14 protein-coding genes are annotated in these 15,939 nt (G+C 73.1%); 11 read left to right on the top strand and 3 right to left on the bottom strand.

Translation table 11 applies throughout. The features are described from left to right. The first annotated feature begins 28 nt into the window (after positions 1-28). On the top strand, positions 29-1,417 hold the full coding sequence (locus OHS33_RS09980; protein ID WP_330330027.1) for an aminotransferase class V-fold PLP-dependent enzyme: 1,389 nt from the start codon (positions 29-31) through the stop codon (positions 1,415-1,417). A 254-nt stretch (positions 1,418-1,671) separates the two neighbouring features. On the opposite strand, the gene OHS33_RS09975 is transcribed toward OHS33_RS09980, so the two are convergent. Next, the gene (locus OHS33_RS09975) at positions 1,672-1,953 is read right to left on the bottom strand and encodes an Lrp/AsnC family transcriptional regulator (RefSeq protein WP_330330026.1); all 282 of its coding nucleotides are present in this window, start codon (positions 1,951-1,953) and stop codon (positions 1,672-1,674) included. After that, positions 1,950-2,648: a rhomboid family intramembrane serine protease gene (locus OHS33_RS09970; protein ID WP_330330025.1), complete on the bottom strand. Its 699-nt coding sequence runs from the start codon at positions 2,646-2,648 to the stop codon at positions 1,950-1,952. Before OHS33_RS09970 ends, OHS33_RS09975 begins: the two co-directional genes overlap by 4 nt. 173 nt (positions 2,649-2,821) lie before the next feature. Between OHS33_RS09970 and OHS33_RS09965 the strand changes: the two genes are divergently transcribed. The 7 genes from OHS33_RS09965 to OHS33_RS09935 all read left to right on the top strand — a co-directional run bounded on the left by OHS33_RS09965 (position 2,822) and on the right by OHS33_RS09935 (position 11,152). Beyond that, positions 2,822-3,061: a hypothetical protein gene (locus OHS33_RS09965; RefSeq protein WP_330330024.1), complete on the top strand. Its 240-nt coding sequence runs from the start codon at positions 2,822-2,824 to the stop codon at positions 3,059-3,061. A 44-nt stretch (positions 3,062-3,105) separates the two neighbouring features. Next, a complete protein-coding gene (locus OHS33_RS09960; protein ID WP_330334982.1) occupies positions 3,106-4,470 on the top strand; it encodes an NYN domain-containing protein in 1,365 nt (454 codons plus the stop codon). Between the two features lie 252 nt (positions 4,471-4,722). Continuing rightward, positions 4,723-5,754 (top strand): C40 family peptidase, encoded by a 1,032-nt coding sequence (locus tag OHS33_RS09955; protein WP_330330023.1) that lies wholly within the window; start codon positions 4,723-4,725, stop codon positions 5,752-5,754. Positions 5,755-5,997: 243 nt separating this feature from the next. Continuing rightward, positions 5,998-7,044 (top strand): C40 family peptidase, encoded by a 1,047-nt coding sequence (locus tag OHS33_RS09950; protein ID WP_330330022.1) that lies wholly within the window; start codon positions 5,998-6,000, stop codon positions 7,042-7,044. Between the two features lie 51 nt (positions 7,045-7,095). Further along, the gene (locus tag OHS33_RS09945) at positions 7,096-8,223 is read left to right on the top strand and encodes a hypothetical protein (RefSeq protein WP_330330021.1); all 1,128 of its coding nucleotides are present in this window, start codon (positions 7,096-7,098) and stop codon (positions 8,221-8,223) included. A gap of 19 nt (positions 8,224-8,242) precedes the next feature. Beyond that, complete coding sequence (locus OHS33_RS09940) at positions 8,243-9,385, top strand: glycosyltransferase family 4 protein (RefSeq protein WP_330330020.1); 1,143 nt, start codon at positions 8,243-8,245, stop codon at positions 9,383-9,385. A gap of 150 nt (positions 9,386-9,535) precedes the next feature. Next, positions 9,536-11,152 carry a GMC oxidoreductase gene (locus tag OHS33_RS09935; RefSeq protein ID WP_330330019.1) on the top strand — a complete coding sequence of 539 codons (1,617 nt, stop codon included), beginning with the start codon at positions 9,536-9,538 and terminating at the stop codon, positions 11,150-11,152. A gap of 14 nt (positions 11,153-11,166) precedes the next feature. On the opposite strand, the gene OHS33_RS09930 is transcribed toward OHS33_RS09935, so the two are convergent. Next, the gene (locus OHS33_RS09930) at positions 11,167-12,963 is read right to left on the bottom strand and encodes an AMP-dependent synthetase/ligase (RefSeq protein ID WP_330330018.1); all 1,797 of its coding nucleotides are present in this window, start codon (positions 12,961-12,963) and stop codon (positions 11,167-11,169) included. A 240-nt stretch (positions 12,964-13,203) separates the two neighbouring features. Here OHS33_RS09930 and OHS33_RS09925 point away from each other — a divergent pair, with 240 nt between their 5' ends. The 3 genes from OHS33_RS09925 to OHS33_RS09915 all read left to right on the top strand — a co-directional run bounded on the left by OHS33_RS09925 (position 13,204) and on the right by OHS33_RS09915 (position 15,876). Further along, a complete protein-coding gene (locus OHS33_RS09925) occupies positions 13,204-13,992 on the top strand; it encodes a metallophosphoesterase family protein (protein ID WP_330330017.1) in 789 nt (262 codons plus the stop codon). Positions 13,993-14,098: 106 nt separating this feature from the next. Then, positions 14,099-14,545: an SRPBCC family protein gene (locus OHS33_RS09920; RefSeq protein WP_330330016.1), complete on the top strand. Its 447-nt coding sequence runs from the start codon at positions 14,099-14,101 to the stop codon at positions 14,543-14,545. A 107-nt stretch (positions 14,546-14,652) separates the two neighbouring features. Further along, positions 14,653-15,876, top strand: a complete 1,224-nt coding sequence (locus OHS33_RS09915; protein ID WP_330330015.1) for an ArsA family ATPase — start codon at positions 14,653-14,655, stop codon at positions 15,874-15,876. Positions 15,877-15,939: the final 63 nt, after the last annotated feature.

The following is a 15,939-nucleotide window of genomic DNA, read 5'->3' as shown; positions in this document are numbered from 1 at the left end:
TCACCCCTGCCTGCCGGGAGATACCGCCATGTCCGCATCCCTGAACGCCGCTGCCACCACCACCGCCGACGCCGCTTGTGACGCGGCCTGTGCCGAGCCGCTCCAGGTGCTCGGCCGGGACGTCACCGTGCCGCTCGTCACCGGCGGCGAAGTCACCTACGCGGCCCTCGACTACGCGGCCAGCGCCCCGGCCCTGCAGCGCGTCTGGGACGACGTGGCCGCCTACGCCCCGTACTACGGCAGCGTGCACCGCGGAGCCGGATACCTCTCGCAGCTCTCCACCGACCTCTTCGAGCAGAGCCGGGCCACGGTCGCCGAGTTCCTCGACTGCCGCCCCACCGACCAGGTGGTCTTCACCCGGTCCACCACCGACTCGCTGAACCTCCTCGGCCAGGTCCTCCCCGCCGACTGCCAGGTCTTCGTCTTCGAGACCGAGCACCACGCCTCGCTGCTGCCGTGGCGGGGCGCGGAGGTCACCTACCTCAACGCGCCCCGCACCCCGGGCCAGGCCGTCGCCACGCTGGAGCGGGCGCTCGCCGACCGCGACCCCTACGGTCCCGCGCTGGTCTGCGTGACCGGCGCGTCCAACGTCACCGGTGAACTGTGGCCGGTCAAGGAACTCGCCGCCGCCGCGCACGCCCACGGCGCGCGGATCGTCCTGGACGCCGCCCAGCTCGCCCCGCACCACCCCGTGTCCGTCCAGGACCTCGACGTCGACTGGGTCGCCTTCTCCGGCCACAAGCTGTACGCGCCCTTCGGCTCCGGCGTGCTCGCCGGGCGGGCCGACTGGCTCCAGGAGGCCGAGCCGTACCTCGCGGGCGGCGGGGCCTCCCGCAAGGTCGCCCGGCGCGAGGACGGCGGCGTGGACGTCGAGTGGCACACCACCGCGGCCCGCCACGAGGCCGGCTCCCCGAACGTCATCGGCGTCTACTCCATCGCCTCCGCCTGCCGGGCGCTGACCGAGGCCGGGTTCGACACGCTGGTCGCCCGCGAGCGGCACCTGATCGCGAAGGTCCGCGAAGGCCTGGCCGAGGTCCCCGCGGTGCGGATCCTGTCCCTCTTCGGTGACGACGCGCCGCGCGTCGGCGTCATCTCCTTCGTCGTGGACGGCTGGAACAGCTCCCACTTCGCCGCCGCGCTGTCCGCCGAATACGGCATCGGTGTCCGCGACGGCCTGTTCTGCGCCCACCCGCTGGTGCGGACCCTGCTCGGCAGCGAGCCGCAGGCCCAGGGCGAGTGCGGGGCGCCGGATTCGGAGCCGGGGGAGCGCTCGCTGAACGCGATCCGCGTCAGCTTCGGGGCGGGGACGCCGGACGAGCACGTCGCGCGGTTCGTCGGGGCCGTCCGGGAGCTGGTGGCCCAGGGCGCGCAGTGGACGTACCGCACGGAAGAAGGCCGCTGCGTCCCGGCCGTGTGACGTTCCGCCTCAATCGCCGGCGGGGCTCGGGGTGTGTCCCCGTACCCAGGGTCGGGTGGGCGGGCCGTGTCCGTGCCGGTGCCCCGCACGAGTGTCTCCTCGGCTCGCGGGCGCGGGCCGGTCGGACAGTGCACCCGGTGGTGACCGCTCGTCCTGCGGGGACACTCCTGCGTGTCCCCGTCCCGGCCACGACCCGCCGCGCGGGGCCCATCCCAGCCCCGCCGGCGTTTGAGGCGCCCCCGGAGGGACAGCGGCTACGCGTCGAGGCCGATGGCGAAGGCCGCTTCCAGGTCGTGCTGGGAGTACGTGCGGAACGCCACGTGCGTGTCCGTGGCCTCCACGCCCGGGATCTTGCTGATGCGGCCCGGGATGATGTCCGCCAGGTCGTCGTGGCGGGGCACCCGGACGAGGGCGATCAGGTCGTAGGTACCCGTGACGGAGTACACCTCGCTGACGTTCTCCAGCGCGGCGATCGACTCGGCGATCTCGGGGATGCGGTCCACGCTGGTCTTGATGAGCACGATCGCGGTGATCACGGCTGGCTGTCTCCCTCGGTGGCCGTCGCTGGTCGCCTCACTCTAGTCGTACGCCGATATCGGACCCACGCGTAGAGGAACCCGACCGAGAAGCCCACCACGTGGGCCAGGTACGCCACTCCGGGCCCGCTCCCGGCGCGCTGGGCCGCCAGCCACTGCAGGCCGAACCAGAACAGCAGCACGATCCAGGCCGGGAAGCGCAGCGGCACGAAGAAGAGGAACGGGAAGAGGCTGGTCACCCGCGCCTTGGGGAAGAGGCAGAGGAAGGCCCCCAGGACGGCCGAGATGGCCCCGGAGGCGCCGACCAGGGTCTGGTCGGAGGAGGCGTTGGCCGCCGCGTAGGCGGCCAGGGCGAGGTAGCCGGTGGTGACGTAGAAGACGAGGAACCGGGCCCGCCCCATCCGCTCCTCGGTCATCGCGCCGAAGACGTAGAGGAAGAGGCAGTTCCCCAGCAGGTGCAGCCAGCCGCCGTGCACGAAGAGCGCGGTCAGCGGGGTGAGCGCCGCGCGGCGGCCGCCGGCGAAGAGTTCGTCCGGTACGACGCCCCAGTGCCGGAAGTACGCCGTCCCGGCGGCGACGAGCCGCTCGCCCGTGCCGTAGACCGGGTTGAGCCCGGAGGCCGGGCTCAGGACGAAGACGGCCGCGCAGGCCGCGATCAGCGCGTACGTCACCACGGGGCCGCGGCTTGGGGTCATGGGACAGAGCATGGCGTAAGGGGAGGGACCGGGGCAGCTCGCCCCGCCGCGTCTCGCATGGGGGACAGGGCCCGGCGCGAGGGTGACGTCAGGCCGTAGGGTTACGAGCTACGGTCCCGCCGAGAGGCGCGGACCGCTTTAATTGAAAGAGCGACCAAGGAGTGAGCGGCCTGATGACGGTTCCCCTGCCGACCGAGACGACCCGGTGGCGCTGCACGCTGTGCGGCAACCTCACGCGGTTCGACGTCACCCGTTCGTCGAAGGTCGTGGAGTACGTCCACCTGGACCTCGCCGGGGAGCCCAAGGTCGAGGAGCGCGAGGTGGTCAATGAGACCATCGAGTCGGTCCGCTGCCGCTGGTGCAACGCGGTGGACCAGATCGAACTCGTGGACCGGCCGGGTTCGGACTCCTGAGGGAGTCGGAACCCGCGGTCGAGAAGTAACGGTAGGGGTGACGGATTGTGGAGCCAGCAAGCGGCGCTGAGCCGGCCGACGCGGCCGGTGACGCCGCGGAGGTGCTCGACCGCCCGCTGCCCGAGGGCGTGCGGCGCAAAGTGGTCGCGCTGGTCTCGGACGCCTTCGGCGGGCTGACGGTCGCCGACCTTCCGGGCCAGTTGCGCCAGTACGCCCGGTTCACCCCCACCCGGCGGGCCAAGTTCGCGGGCAACGCGATGGCGGCGGCCGTGGAGACGGACGCCGTCTTCCGCGGCCGGGTCGCCGAGAAGCTGCGCGAGGCCCAGCCGGAGCTGTCGGCCGCGCTGGAGTCCGGCGCGCCGCCCGCCGCCGCGGATCCGCTGGACGTCGCGGCCGCCGCGTACGTCCTGCGGCCCGCGGGCTGGGTCAAGCTCGTGGCCGCGGCCGGCGAGGAGGCGCAGCGCGCCGACGCCGAGCGGGTCGGCGAGGAGACCCAGCGCGAGCTGGAGCGGCTGCGCGAGGAGCTGGCGCACCTGCGCGAGCAGCAGCGCACCGGCGGCGAGCAGGTGCGTACGGAGCTGGAAGCGGCCCGCAAGGAAGCCGAATCGCTTCAGCGCAAGCTGCGCAGCGCCCTCAACGACGTCAAGCGGGGCGAGGCGGCCCTGCGCAAGGTGATGGCCGAGGTCGACGGGATCCGCAGCGAGACCGGTGCGCGGGTGGTGGCGGCCGAGAGCGAGTCGCGGCGGCTCAAGTCCCGGCTGGCGGAGGTGGAGTCGGCGCTGGAGACCTCGCGCCGGGCCACCCGCGAGGGCCGCAGCATCGAGGACATGCGGCTGCGGCTGCTGCTGGACACGGTGCTCGACGCGGCCCAGGGGCTGCGCCGGGAGCTGGCGCTGCCGCCGGTCTCGACGCGTCCCGCGGACACGGTGGAGGCGGTGGAGCCGGGCCGGATGACCCCGAAGGACATCGCGGCGCGGGCGCTGTCGGAGACCGATCCGGCGCTGCTGGACCAGTTGCTGGCGCTGCCCCAGGCCCATCTGGTGGTGGACGGCTACAACGTCACCAAGACCGGCTATCCGACGATGCCGCTGGAGAAGCAGCGGCTGCGGCTGCTGGGCGGGCTGTCGATGCTGGCCGCCCAGAGCGGGGCCGAGATGACCTGTGTCTTCGACGGGGCCGAGCTGGCCGCGCCGGTGCTGCTGGCGCCGCCGCGCGGGGTGCGGGTGCTGTTCTCCAAGGCGGGCGTCACGGCGGACGAGTTGATCCGTCAGCTGGTGCGCGCGGAGCCGCCCGGGCGGCCGGTGGTCGTGGTCTCCACGGACCGGGAGGTGGCGGACGGCGTGGCCAAGGCGGGGGCGCGGCCGGTCACGTCCGCCTTGTTGCTGAAGCGGCTTTCGCGCGTTTCGTAACTCCTGGGCGCGATCGCCGGATTGCCGGGATTTTCGGAACGTACCGTCAAGTGACCGCTACGGGGCGTGGGGTGAAGGTAAAGAAGCTGGTCGGTGACCGATTTTTTTGTCGTCAGGATTTGAACTGATCACAGGAAGGTCACTAGGGTCGGCCCAAACCTTCGTGCGATGGATCACTCATTCGGGGTGCCGGGCGAAGGGGCTGCCGAGTGTGCGTGCTCCGGCGGCTCTAGGAAGAAGGAGCTCGCCCCCGTGGCGTCCCACCGTCGACCCAAGCAGCCGAGCCGCCTTCGCGTGACCGTCCTGACGGCCACCGCGACCGCGGCCGTCGTCCTCTCCGCCAATGGCGCCTCCGCCGCCCCGCAGCCGAGCAAGGACGAGGCCAAGGCCAAGGTCGACGCGCTCTACGAGGAGTCCGAGCAGGCCACCGAGAAGTTCAACGGGGCCAAGGAGCGCCAGGAGAAGCTGGAGAAGGAGATCGGCCAGCTCCAGGACCAGGTCGCCAAGGGGCAGGACGAACTCAACACCCTGCGCAGCGCGCTGGGTTCGATGGCGAGCGCCCAGTACCGCACCGGCGGCATCGACAACTCGCTGGCGCTCTTCCTCTCCGCGAACCCGGACGAATACCTCGACAAGGCCTCCACGCTGGATCAGCTGAGCGGCCAGCAGGTCGAAGCCGTCAAGAAGATCCAGGCCAAGCAGCGGAGCATGGCGCAGAAGCGTCAGGAGGCCTCGGGCAAGCTCGCCGACCTCGACGCCACCCGCAAGGAACTCGCCGAGAAGAAGAAGACCTCCCAGGACAAGCTCGCCGCGGCCCGGGAGGTCCTCAACTCCCTGAGTGAGCAGGACCGCGCGAAGATCAGCTCCGACGAGAAGAAGGCCAGCAGCGGAGCCGCCGACACGGCGAACTCCGGCGGCGGCGCCAAGGGCTCGGGGCGGGCCGGAGCGGCCCTCGAATACGCCAAGCAGCAGCTCGGCGACGCCTACAACATGGGCGACACGGGCCCCGACTCCTGGGACTGCTCGGGCCTGACCCAGTGGGCCTACGCCCAGGCCGGCGTGGACATCCCGCGCGTCACCTACGACCAGGCGAACGCGGGCCGCCACCTGAGCCAGAGCGAACTGCAGCCCGGCGACCTGATCCTGTTCTACGACGACCTGCACCACGTCGGCCTGTACGCGGGCAACGGGATGACGCTGCACGCCTCCAACCCGCGCGGCGGCGTGAAGTACGAGGCCGTCGCCAACATGCCCTTCCAGTTCGGCGTCCGCGTCGGCGGCTGAGCCCGCCCCCTTCCGTAAGGGGCGCGCCGTACACCGCCCATCCGGGCGAATTGCACACGCGCGCTCCGCCCCCTCGCCCCGTCGGTGACCTGCGTCTCCGGCGGGGCGTCACTGTGCGTGCCCCTCGGAGGTCGTTGGCCGGTGCGTGCTCGCGCCGCTACTGTCTGCCAGCGCGGAACCCGGCACACGGCCGTCCAAGAGGGCGGACCCGGGCCCCGCGCCAGCGGAAGGGAGCGGCTCAACGTGGCATCCCATCGCCGGACCGCGCCTACGGGGCACGACCGGAGCACCAGGGTCACCGTCCTGACCGCCGCCGCGGCCACCGCCGCGGTCGCCCTGACGGGCGTACCGGCCAGCGCGGCCCCCGCGGACCCGCCCGCCGGGACCCGGGCCCAGGTGGACCAGCTGTTCGAGGAGGCCGAGCAGGCCACCGAGCGGTTCAACGCGGCGGGGGAGCGCAGCGCGAAGCTGCGCGCCGAAGTCCTGCGCGCCCAGGACGCCGTGGCCCGCGGCCAGGACCGGATCAACACCATGCGCGGGGTGCTCGGCAGCTTCGCCGGGGCCCAGTACAAGTCCGGCGGACTCGACCCGGCCGTCGAGCTGATGCTCTCCGAGGACCCCGACGAGTACCTCGACAAGGCCAGCGCCCTCGACCGGCTGACCGGCCGCCAGACCCGGCAGCTCGACGAACTGCGCGAGGAGCAGCGCAAGCTGGACCAGGAACGCCGCGAGGCCTCCCACAAGCTCGCCGAACTCGACGAGCTGCGCGCCGACACCGCCCGCCAGAAGCGCTCCGTCACCGCCAAGCTCGCCGCCGCCCAGCGGCTGCTCAACGCGATGCCGACGGAGGAGCGGGCGTCCTACGAGCGGTCCTCGCGCTCCGGCGGCCGCGCCGACGCGCTGCCCGAGGGTCCGGAGGCGTTCGGGTCCGGGGGCGCGTCCTCGGGGCGCGCCGCGACCGCCGTGATGGCGGCCAGGGCCGCGGTCGGGCGCCCGTACGTGTGGGGGGCCACCGGGCCCTCCGGATTCGACTGTTCCGGGCTGATGGTGTGGTCCTACCGGCAGGCGGGCGTCTCCCTGCCGCGCACCTCGCAGGAGCAGCGGCACGCGGGCCGCCGGGTGTCCCTCTCCGAGGCGCGGCCCGGTGACCTGGTGACCTACCGCTCGGACGCCAGCCACGTGGGCATGTACGTCGGCAACGGCCAGGTGGTGCACGCCCCCTACCCGGGGGCCGCCGTGCGCTACGACCCCGTCGGGATGATGCCGGTGTCCTCGGTGACCCGGCCGTGAGCTGCCCAGCCGTGCGCTGACCCGGGTGTGCCGCGCGCGTACGATCGCCGGATGGTCCGGGGTCCCGTACGCGCGCTGCTCCTGCTGCTGGCCGTCCTGCTGGCCTGGGGGTCGGCCGGCTGCGGTGGTGGGGCCGTGGCGCGCCCCGACGGCGCCGAGCGGGCCGTCCGGGCGGCGGTCTCCGCGTGGTCGGCCAAGCCCCCCGCGGCGCTCGCCGCGGTCCCGCTGGAGGGCTGGACGTACGAGGTCACCTCGGTGCGCCGGGACGGCGCCCGGGCCTCCGCCCGCGCGGAGCTGCGCTACAGGCTCACCGGGTACGACGCCGCCCCGGCGGGTTCGGCCCGGGCACTGACGCTCAGCGAGGACGGCGCCGGGTGGCACGTCACCGGTGACCGGCCCGCGCCGGGAGCGCTGCCGCAGCTGTGGGACCAGAGCCCGGTGAGCGTGGTGCGCGCCGAGCACGTGCTGGTGCTGGGCGCCGCCGGGCGGACCCGGGAGAGCCTGGAGGAGATCGCGGTGGTGGCCGGGCGGGCCGTGCCCGAGGTCGGCGCGGCCTGGCCGCGGCCGTGGGCGGGCCGGTTGGTGGTCCTGGTCCCCGCCGACCTGGACGCGATGGCGGCCCTGCTGGGGCGGCCCGCCGACTCCTACCGGGGGCTGGCGGCGGTCACCACCGGGCTGGTGGGCGTGTCCCCGGCCCCGGCGGACCGGATCGTGGTCAACCCGCAGGCGTACGAGGGCCTCAGCGAGCTGGGCCGCCAGGTGGTCCTCACCCACGAGAGCACCCACGTCGCCACCCGCTCCGCGACCACCGCCTCGACCCCGCTGTGGCTCTCCGAGGGCTTCGCGGACTGGGCGGCGTACCGTTCGGCGGGGCGCACCCCGGCGGAGGCCGCCCCGGCCCTGCGCCGGGCCGTGAACCGGGGTGAACTTCCGTCCGCGCTCCCCCCGAACGAGGCGTTCACCTTCGGGGGTGACGCGCAGGCGATGGCCCGGGCCTACGAGGGGGCCTGGCTGGCCTGCCGGCTGATCGCCGACCGCTGGGGCGAGGCGGCCCTGGTCAGGCTCTATGCCGAAGCAGGCCGGAATCCGCTGCCGACGGCCCTGCGGAGCACCCTCGACACCGACCTCCCAAACCTCACCCAAACGTGGCAATCGGCCCTGCGGGAGGAGCTGCGCTGAGCGGTAGCCTCGCCGCCTGATGCACAAGACGCTGATCGTGACCAACGATTTCCCGCCACGTCCGGGCGGCATCCAGGCCTTCCTGCACAACATGGCGCTGCGCCTGGATCCCGGCCGGGTCGTCGTCTACGCCTCCACCTGGAAGCGGGGCGCGGAAGGCGCCGCGGCCACCGCCGCCTTCGACGCGGCGCAGCCCTTCCCCGTCGTCCGGGACCCCGCGACGATGCTGCTGCCCAGCCCCCGGGTGACCCGCCGGGCCACCGAGCTGCTGCGCGAACACGGCTGCGAGGCGGTCTGGTTCGGGGCCGCCGCCCCGCTCGCCCTGATGGGCCCGGCGCTGCGCCGGGCGGGGGCCCGCCGGGTGGTGGCGACCACGCACGGGCACGAGGCGGGCTGGGCCCAGCTGCCCGGCGCCCGCGCCCTGCTGCACCGGATCGGCGAGGGCACGGACACGGTCACCTACCTGGGCGAGTACACCCGGTCGCGGATCGCGGGAGCGCTCGGCGAGGCGGCGGCGGCCCGGATGACGCGGCTGCCGCCCGGGGTGGACGAGAAGACCTTCCACCCGGGGTCGGGCGGTGACCTGATCCGGGCCCGGCTCGGGCTGACGGACCGGCCGGTGGTGGTGTGCGTGTCCCGGCTGGTGCCGCGCAAGGGCCAGGACACCCTGATCCGGGCGCTGCCGCTGATCCACGCCGAGGTCCCGGGCACGGTGCTGCTGATCGTGGGCGGCGGGCCGTACGAGGGGGCGCTGCGGGCGCTGGCCGCGTCGGCGGGGGTCACGGACGCGGTGCGGTTCACCGGGGCCCTGCCGTGGGGGGAGCTGCCCGCGCACTTCGGGGCGGGGGACGTCTTCGCTATGCCGTGCCGGACCCGGCGCGGCGGGCTGGACGTGGAGGGGCTCGGGATCGTCTACCTGGAGGCTTCGGCCACGGGCCTGCCGGTGGTGGCGGGGGACTCGGGGGGCGCGCCGGACGCGGTCCTGGACGGGGAGACGGGGTGGGTGGTCCGCGGCGGCTCCGCCACGGACACCGCGGACCGGATCGTCACGCTGCTGCGGGATCCGCAGCTGGCCCGGGCGATGGGGGAGCGGGGCCGGGCCTGGGTGGAGGAGCGGTGGCGCTGGGACCTGCTGGCGGACCGGCTGCGTGCGCTGCTGTGACAGGGTGGGCCGCTCCCGGTCGCGGCGTCGGGGCTGCGGTGATCACGTACCGGCCGTAACAAGGCTGCTATCGGCCATATCTGACTGTCACTCAGATGTCTGGCAGTACGACATCTGGGTGGACGATAGGATTCCGCCCATGATGCGAGCATGACATCACAGCTGACGCGCCGTCACCTTCTGGGGGTCGGCGCCCTCCAGACCGCCGCGGCCCTCGGGTTCACCCGGATCGGCCTGTCCTCCGCGGCCGCCGCCGAGCCCGCCGCCGCGCAGTACGCCCCCGCCATCGTCGTCGGCTCCGGCTACGGCTCAGCCGTCGCCGCCCTGCGGCTCGGGCAGGCGGGCGTACGGACCGTCGTCCTCGAAATGGGACGGCTCTGGGACACCCCCGGCCCCGACGGGAAGGTCTTCCCCTCCACCTCCGCGCCCGACCAGCGCTCCATGTGGTACCGCACGCGCACCGAGGCCCCGCTCGCCCAGTTCCTCTGGCTCGACGTGGTCAACCGCGACATCAGCCCCTACCCCGGCGTCCTCGACCGGGTGAACTACGGAGACATGTCCGTCTACGTCGGCCGGGGCGTCGGCGGCGGCTCCCTCGTCAACGGCGGCATGGCGCCCACCCCCAAGCGCTCGTACTTCACCGAGGTGCTGCCCCGGGTCGACGCCGACGAGATGTACGGGACCTACTACCCGCGGGCCCGCCAGATGCTCGGCGTCAACGACATCGACCCGTCCTGGTTCGAGTCCACCGAGTGGTACCGCTTCGCCCGGATCTCCCGCAAGCACGCCCAGAACACCGGCCTGAAGACCACCTTCGTGCCCAACGTCTACGACTTCGAGTACATGAAGCGCGAAGCGGCCGGCACCGCCACCAAGTCCGCGCTCGCGGGCGAGGTCATCTACGGCAACAACCACGGCAAGAAGAGCGTCGACAAGACCTACCTCGCCGCCGCCCTCGGCACCGGCAACGTCACCATCGAGACCATGCAGCGCGTGGTCGCCGTACGCCCGGACCCGGCCGGGGGCTACGTCCTCACCGTCCAGACCAGCGACCTGACCGGACGGGTCACCCAGACCCGCGAACTCGGCTGCAAACAGCTCTTCCTGGGCGCGGGCAGCCTCGGCACCACCGAGATCCTGCTGCGCGCCCGCGAGACCGGCGCGCTCCCCGCGCTCAGCGACGAGGTCGGCCGCGGCTGGGGCCACAACGGCAATGTGATGACCGCCCGGGCCAACCACCTCTGGGACACCGTCGGCGCCAACCAGGCCACCATGCCCGCCCTGGGCATCGACGACTGGGACAACGCCTCGAACCCGGTCTTCGCCGAGATCGCCCCGCTGCCGATGGGGATCGAGCACTGGATCTCGATGTACCTGGCGATCACCAAGAACCCCGAGCGCGGCCACTTCACCTACGACGCGGCCACCGACTCGGCGAAGCTCCAGTGGACCCGGGACCAGAACACCCCGTCCGTGAACGCGGCGAAGAGCCTCTTCGACCGGATCAACCGGGCCAACTTCACGATCTACCGCTACGACCTGTTCGGCGGCAACAGGAACTTCGCCGACAACTTCACCTACCACCCGCTCGGCGGCTGCGTGCTGGGCGCCGCCACCGACGACTACGGCCGCGCCAAGGGCTACCAGGGGCTGTACGTCGTCGACGGCTCGCTCGTCCCGGGCTCGCTCGGGGTGAACCCCTTCGTCACGATCACCGCGCTCGCCGAGCGGAACATGGCGCGGATCCTCGCCCAGGACCCGCGCTAGGCCCCTCTTGGCACTCAGCCCCGGTAGAGGGCCTCGACCTCGTCCGCGAAGTCCTTCGCCACCACATTGCGCTTCAGCTTCAGCGAGGGCGTCAGGTGGCCCGACTCCTCCGTGAACTGGGAGGGCAGAATGCGGAATTTCCGCACCGATTCCGCCTTGGAAACCGCCGCGTTGCCGTCGTCCACGGCCTGCTGGACGGCGGCGTTGAGGTCCGCGTCCTCGCGCAGCGAAGCCGCCGTCGAGCCCGCGGGCTTGCCGTTCTCCGCCGCCCACCGGCCGAGGAACTCCTCGTCGATGGTCACCAGCGCGGCCACGAACGGCCTCGCGTCACCGACCACCATGCACTCGGCGACCAGCGCGTGGGCGCGGATCCGGTCCTCGATCACCGCGGGAGCGACGTTCTTGCCGCCCGCGGTGACGATGAGTTCCTTCTTGCGCCCGGTGATCGTGAGGTAGCCGTCCTCGTCGAGGGTGCCGACATCGCCCGTACGGAACCAGCCGTCGGCCAGCGCCTCGGCGGTCGCCGTCTCGTTCTTCCAGTACTCCTTGAAGATGTGCTCGCCGTGCAGCAGCACCTCGCCGTCGTCCGCGATGCGCACGACCGATCCCGGGAGCGGCTGGCCGACCGTACCGATCTTCGTGCGGTCCCACGGGTTGAAGGCGGTCGCCGCGCACGACTCGGTCAGGCCGTAGCCCTCCAGCACGGTGAAGCCGATCCCGCGGAAGAAGTGGCCGAGCCGCTCGCCCAGCGGGGCGCCGCCGGAGATCGCGTACTCGCCGCGGCCGCCGAGGACCGTGTGCAGCTTGCTGTAGACGAGCTTCGAGAACACCTTGTGCTTCAGCTTGAGGCCGAAGGACGGGCCGCCCGGGGTGTCCAGCGCGCGGCTGTAGGCGATCGCCGTCTCGGCGGCCGCGTCGAAGATCTTGCCCTTGCCGTCGGCCTGCGCCTTGGCGCGCGCCGAGTTGTAGACCTTCTCGAAGACCCGCGGCACACCGAGGATCAGGGTGGGGCGGAAGGACTGGAGCTCGTCGGTCAGGTTCTTGATGTCCGGTACGCAGCCCAGCCGGATGGGGGCCAGTACGGCCGCCACCTCGACCAGGCGGCCGAACACGTGGGCCGCCGGGAGGAAGAGCAGGACCGAGCACTCGCCGGTGCGGAAGAGCGGGCTGAGCCGCTCCACCACGTTGCCGCACTCGGCGAAGAAGTTGCGGTGGGTCAGCACGCAGCCCTTGGGGCGGCCGGTGGTGCCCGAGGTGTAGACGATGGTGGCCGGGTCGTCGGCGTTGGCGAGGCCGCTGCGCTCGTCGACCTCGGCGTCGGTGACCGAGGCGCCCGCGGCGCGCAGGGTCTCCAGGGCGCCCGCCTCGATCTCCCAGACCTCGCGCAGCTCCGGGAGCCGGTCGCGCAGGGCGGCGACGGTCGCGCCGTGCCCGGGGCTCTCCACGATCACGGCGGCGGCGCCGGAGTCGCCGAGGATCCACTGGATCTGCTCGGGCGAGCTGGTCTCGTACACGGGGACGGTGACGGCGCCCGCGCTCCAGATCGCGAAGTCGATCAGGACCCACTCGTAGCGGGTCCGCGAGATGAGGGCGACCCGGTCGCCGGGCCGGACGCCGGCCGCGATGAGGCCCTTGGCCGTGGCCCGGACCTCGGCCAGGAACTCGGTGGCCGTCACGTCCTGCCAGGCATCGCCGACCTTGCGTGCCATGACGGCGGTGGCCGGATGCTGAGCTGCGTTGCGGCGGATGAGATCCGTCAGGTTCCCGTCCGACGGGACCTCGTACAGGGCCGGAAGGCTGAACTCGCGCAAGACTGCTGCTCCTCTGGGCGCCATCGCCACCATGTGGACCGACCGGACGTTACCCACGAGTAGTGGGTTCCCGATAGGGGGAACCGGCCAGATGTTCCGTGCGTCACACGACGCGGCCATACCCGCCCGACAGTAGTCGACCCCGCTGGAGACTCGGAAGTAACCGCAGGTCCGGGCAGCTGTACGAGATCCTCCGCACCCCGCCTATGCCCCGTTCCCGTACGCCCCTAGGGTGACGGCATGGGTGGCAAAGGAACCAAGAGCGGCACGCGGGTCCACGTGGTCAGCGACGTGCACGGGAACACCGACGCGCTGGCCCGGGCCGGGGAGGGCGCGGACGCCCTGATCTGCCTGGGCGACCTGGTCCTCTTCCTGGACTACGCCGACCATTCGCGCGGCATCTTCCCGGACCTCTTCGGCGTCGAGAACGCCGACCGGATCGTGGCCCTGCGCACCGAGCGGCGCTTCGACGAGGCCCGCGCGCTGGGCCGCGAGCTGTGGGCGGGCCTGGACCGCGAGCGGGTCATCGAGGGCGCGGTGCGCCGGCAGTACGAGGAGATGTTCGCCGCGTTCCCCACGCCCACCTACGCCACCTACGGCAATGTCGACATCCCGTCGCTCTGGCCCCAGTACGCCCGCCCCGGCACCACCGTCCTCGACGGCGAGCGCGTGGAGATCGGCGGCCGGGTCTTCGGCTTCGTCGGCGGCGGCCTGCCCACCCCGATGCGCACCCCGTACGAGGTGGACCCGGAGGAGTACGCGGCCAAGATCGAGGCGCTCGGCGAGGTCGACGTCCTGTGCTCGCACATCCCGCCCGAGGTCCCCGAACTCTGCTACGACACCGTGGCCCGCCGCTTCGAGCGCGGCAGCGCGGCCCTGCTCGCCGCCATCCGCCGGACCCGCCCCCGGTACGCACTGTTCGGCCACGTCCACCAGCCGCTGGCCCGCCGGATGCGGATCGGCGCCACCGAGTGCGTGAACGTCGGGCACTTCGCCTCGACGGGAAGGCCCTGGGCCCTGGAGTGGTGAGGTCCACCCGCGCGGTAGCCTTCACGCGGCGGCCGCAGGCCGCGACACTTCCTGAACTTCCCCAGCTGCCGCTGGGAGGTGCCACCAGCCCGGAGGAGCGACCGCGATGGCGGAACACACCAGCTCGAGCATCACGATCGAAGCGGCGCCGGCTGACGTCATGGCCGTGATCGCCGACTTCGGACGCTACCCCGAGTGGACCGGCGAGGTGAAGGAGGCCGAGGTGCTGGCCTCCGACGCCGAAGGCCGCGCCGAGAAGGTGCGCCTGCTGCTCGATGCCGGGGCGATCAAGGACGACCACACCCTCAACTACACCTGGAAGGGTGCGGACGAGGTCAGCTGGACCCTGGACAAGTCGCAGATGCTGCGCCAGCTCGACGGGTCCTACCGGCTGGCCCCGCTGGACGGGGGCAAGCGCACCGAGGTCACCTACCAGCTGACCGTGGACGTCAAGATCCCGATGCTCGGCATGATCAAGCGCAAGGCCGAGAAGGTCATCATCGACCGCGCGCTGGCGGGCCTGAAGAAGCGCGTCGAGGCCGTCGAGGGCTGAGGCCGGCCCCTTCGGACCACCGCACCTGACGGACTCGCCAGCCGGGTCCGGGTGCGTGCTCACCCCGCCCCGCCGTACCCGTCGTACCCGACCCGGAGCCGTCGCACGTGCACACCTTGCTGATCACCGGCCCCGGCGGCGCGGGACGGACCACCGTCGCCGCCGCCACCGCCCTCGCGGCGGCCCGGCGCGGGCGGCGGGTGCTGGTCCTCTCCGGCGATCCCGGCGACCCGCTGGGCACGCTCCTGGGCCCGGCCCTCGGCGAAGCCGCCGAGGTGGCGCCCGGGCTCACCGCCGTACCGGTCGCGGCCGACGGGCTGTGGGCCGCCCGGATCGACTCCGCGGACGAGTTCCGCGCCGAACTGGTCACCCTCCAGGAGCGCGGCTCCACCGTCCTCGGGATGCTCGGCGCGCGGCCCCTGGGCGCCGAGGAACTCACCGAACTCCCGGGCGCCGAACAGTTCGCCCTGCTGCGCGCCCTGCGCCGGGCGGCCGGGGCGGCCCGGGCCGGCGCCTTCGACCTGGTCGTCGTCGACATGCCGCCCGTCCACCAGGCCATCGCCACCCTCGCGCTCCCGGCCCAGCTGCGCCGCTACCTCGCCCGGCTGCTGCCCGCCCAGCGGCAGGCCGCCCGCGCGCTGCGGCCCGTACTGGCCCAGCTGGCGGGCGTACCGATGCCCGCGCAGTGGCTGTACGAGGCCGCCGCGCGCTGGGACGAGGAGCTGGCCGGGGTGCAGGCCGTGGTGGAGGCGGACACCACCTCCGTACGGATGGTCGCCGAGCCGGGACCGGGCGCCGACGGCGTGCTGCGGCTCGGGATGCTCGGCCTGGCCCTGCACGAGCTGCCCGTCGGGTCGGTCGTGGCCAACCGGCTCGTCCCCCGCGACGCCGCGGACCCCTGGCTCGCCGGGCTGGCCGCGCAGCAGGACAAGTACGTCACCACCTGGGCCGGGGCCCACCCCGATGTCGCCCGGCCCGGCCTGGACCACCTGGGCGCGGACCCGCGCGGCCCGCGGGACCTGGCCGCGCTGGACGCGCAGGGTGAGCTGGCGGACGTACCCTCCGGGCCGCGCCGGGCGTGGGCGATCGAGGACCGGCTGGCCGAGGACGGGGTCCTCGTCTGGGCGGTGCCGCTGCCCGGTGCGACCAAGGGGGACCTGGATCTGGTCCGGCGCGGGGACGAGCTGCTGCTGACGGCGGGCCCGTTCCGCAGGATCGTTTCGCTGCCCTCGGCGCTGCGCCGGTGCACCGTCTCGGGCGCGGGGCTGCACGAGGGGACCCTGCGCATCCGCTTCACCCCGGACCCCGGCCAGTGGCCGCTCACCCCCTGAACGAGGCGCCGCCGTTCGGGTAACGTCGAGGGTGTTCCCACCGCCCCGCAGCCTGTCCAGGAG

This window comes from Streptomyces sp. NBC_00536 (assembly GCF_036346295.1).
Taxonomy (GTDB): Bacteria; Actinomycetota; Actinomycetes; order Streptomycetales; family Streptomycetaceae; genus Streptomyces.
This window is presented reverse-complemented; position numbering and strand designations above follow the sequence as displayed.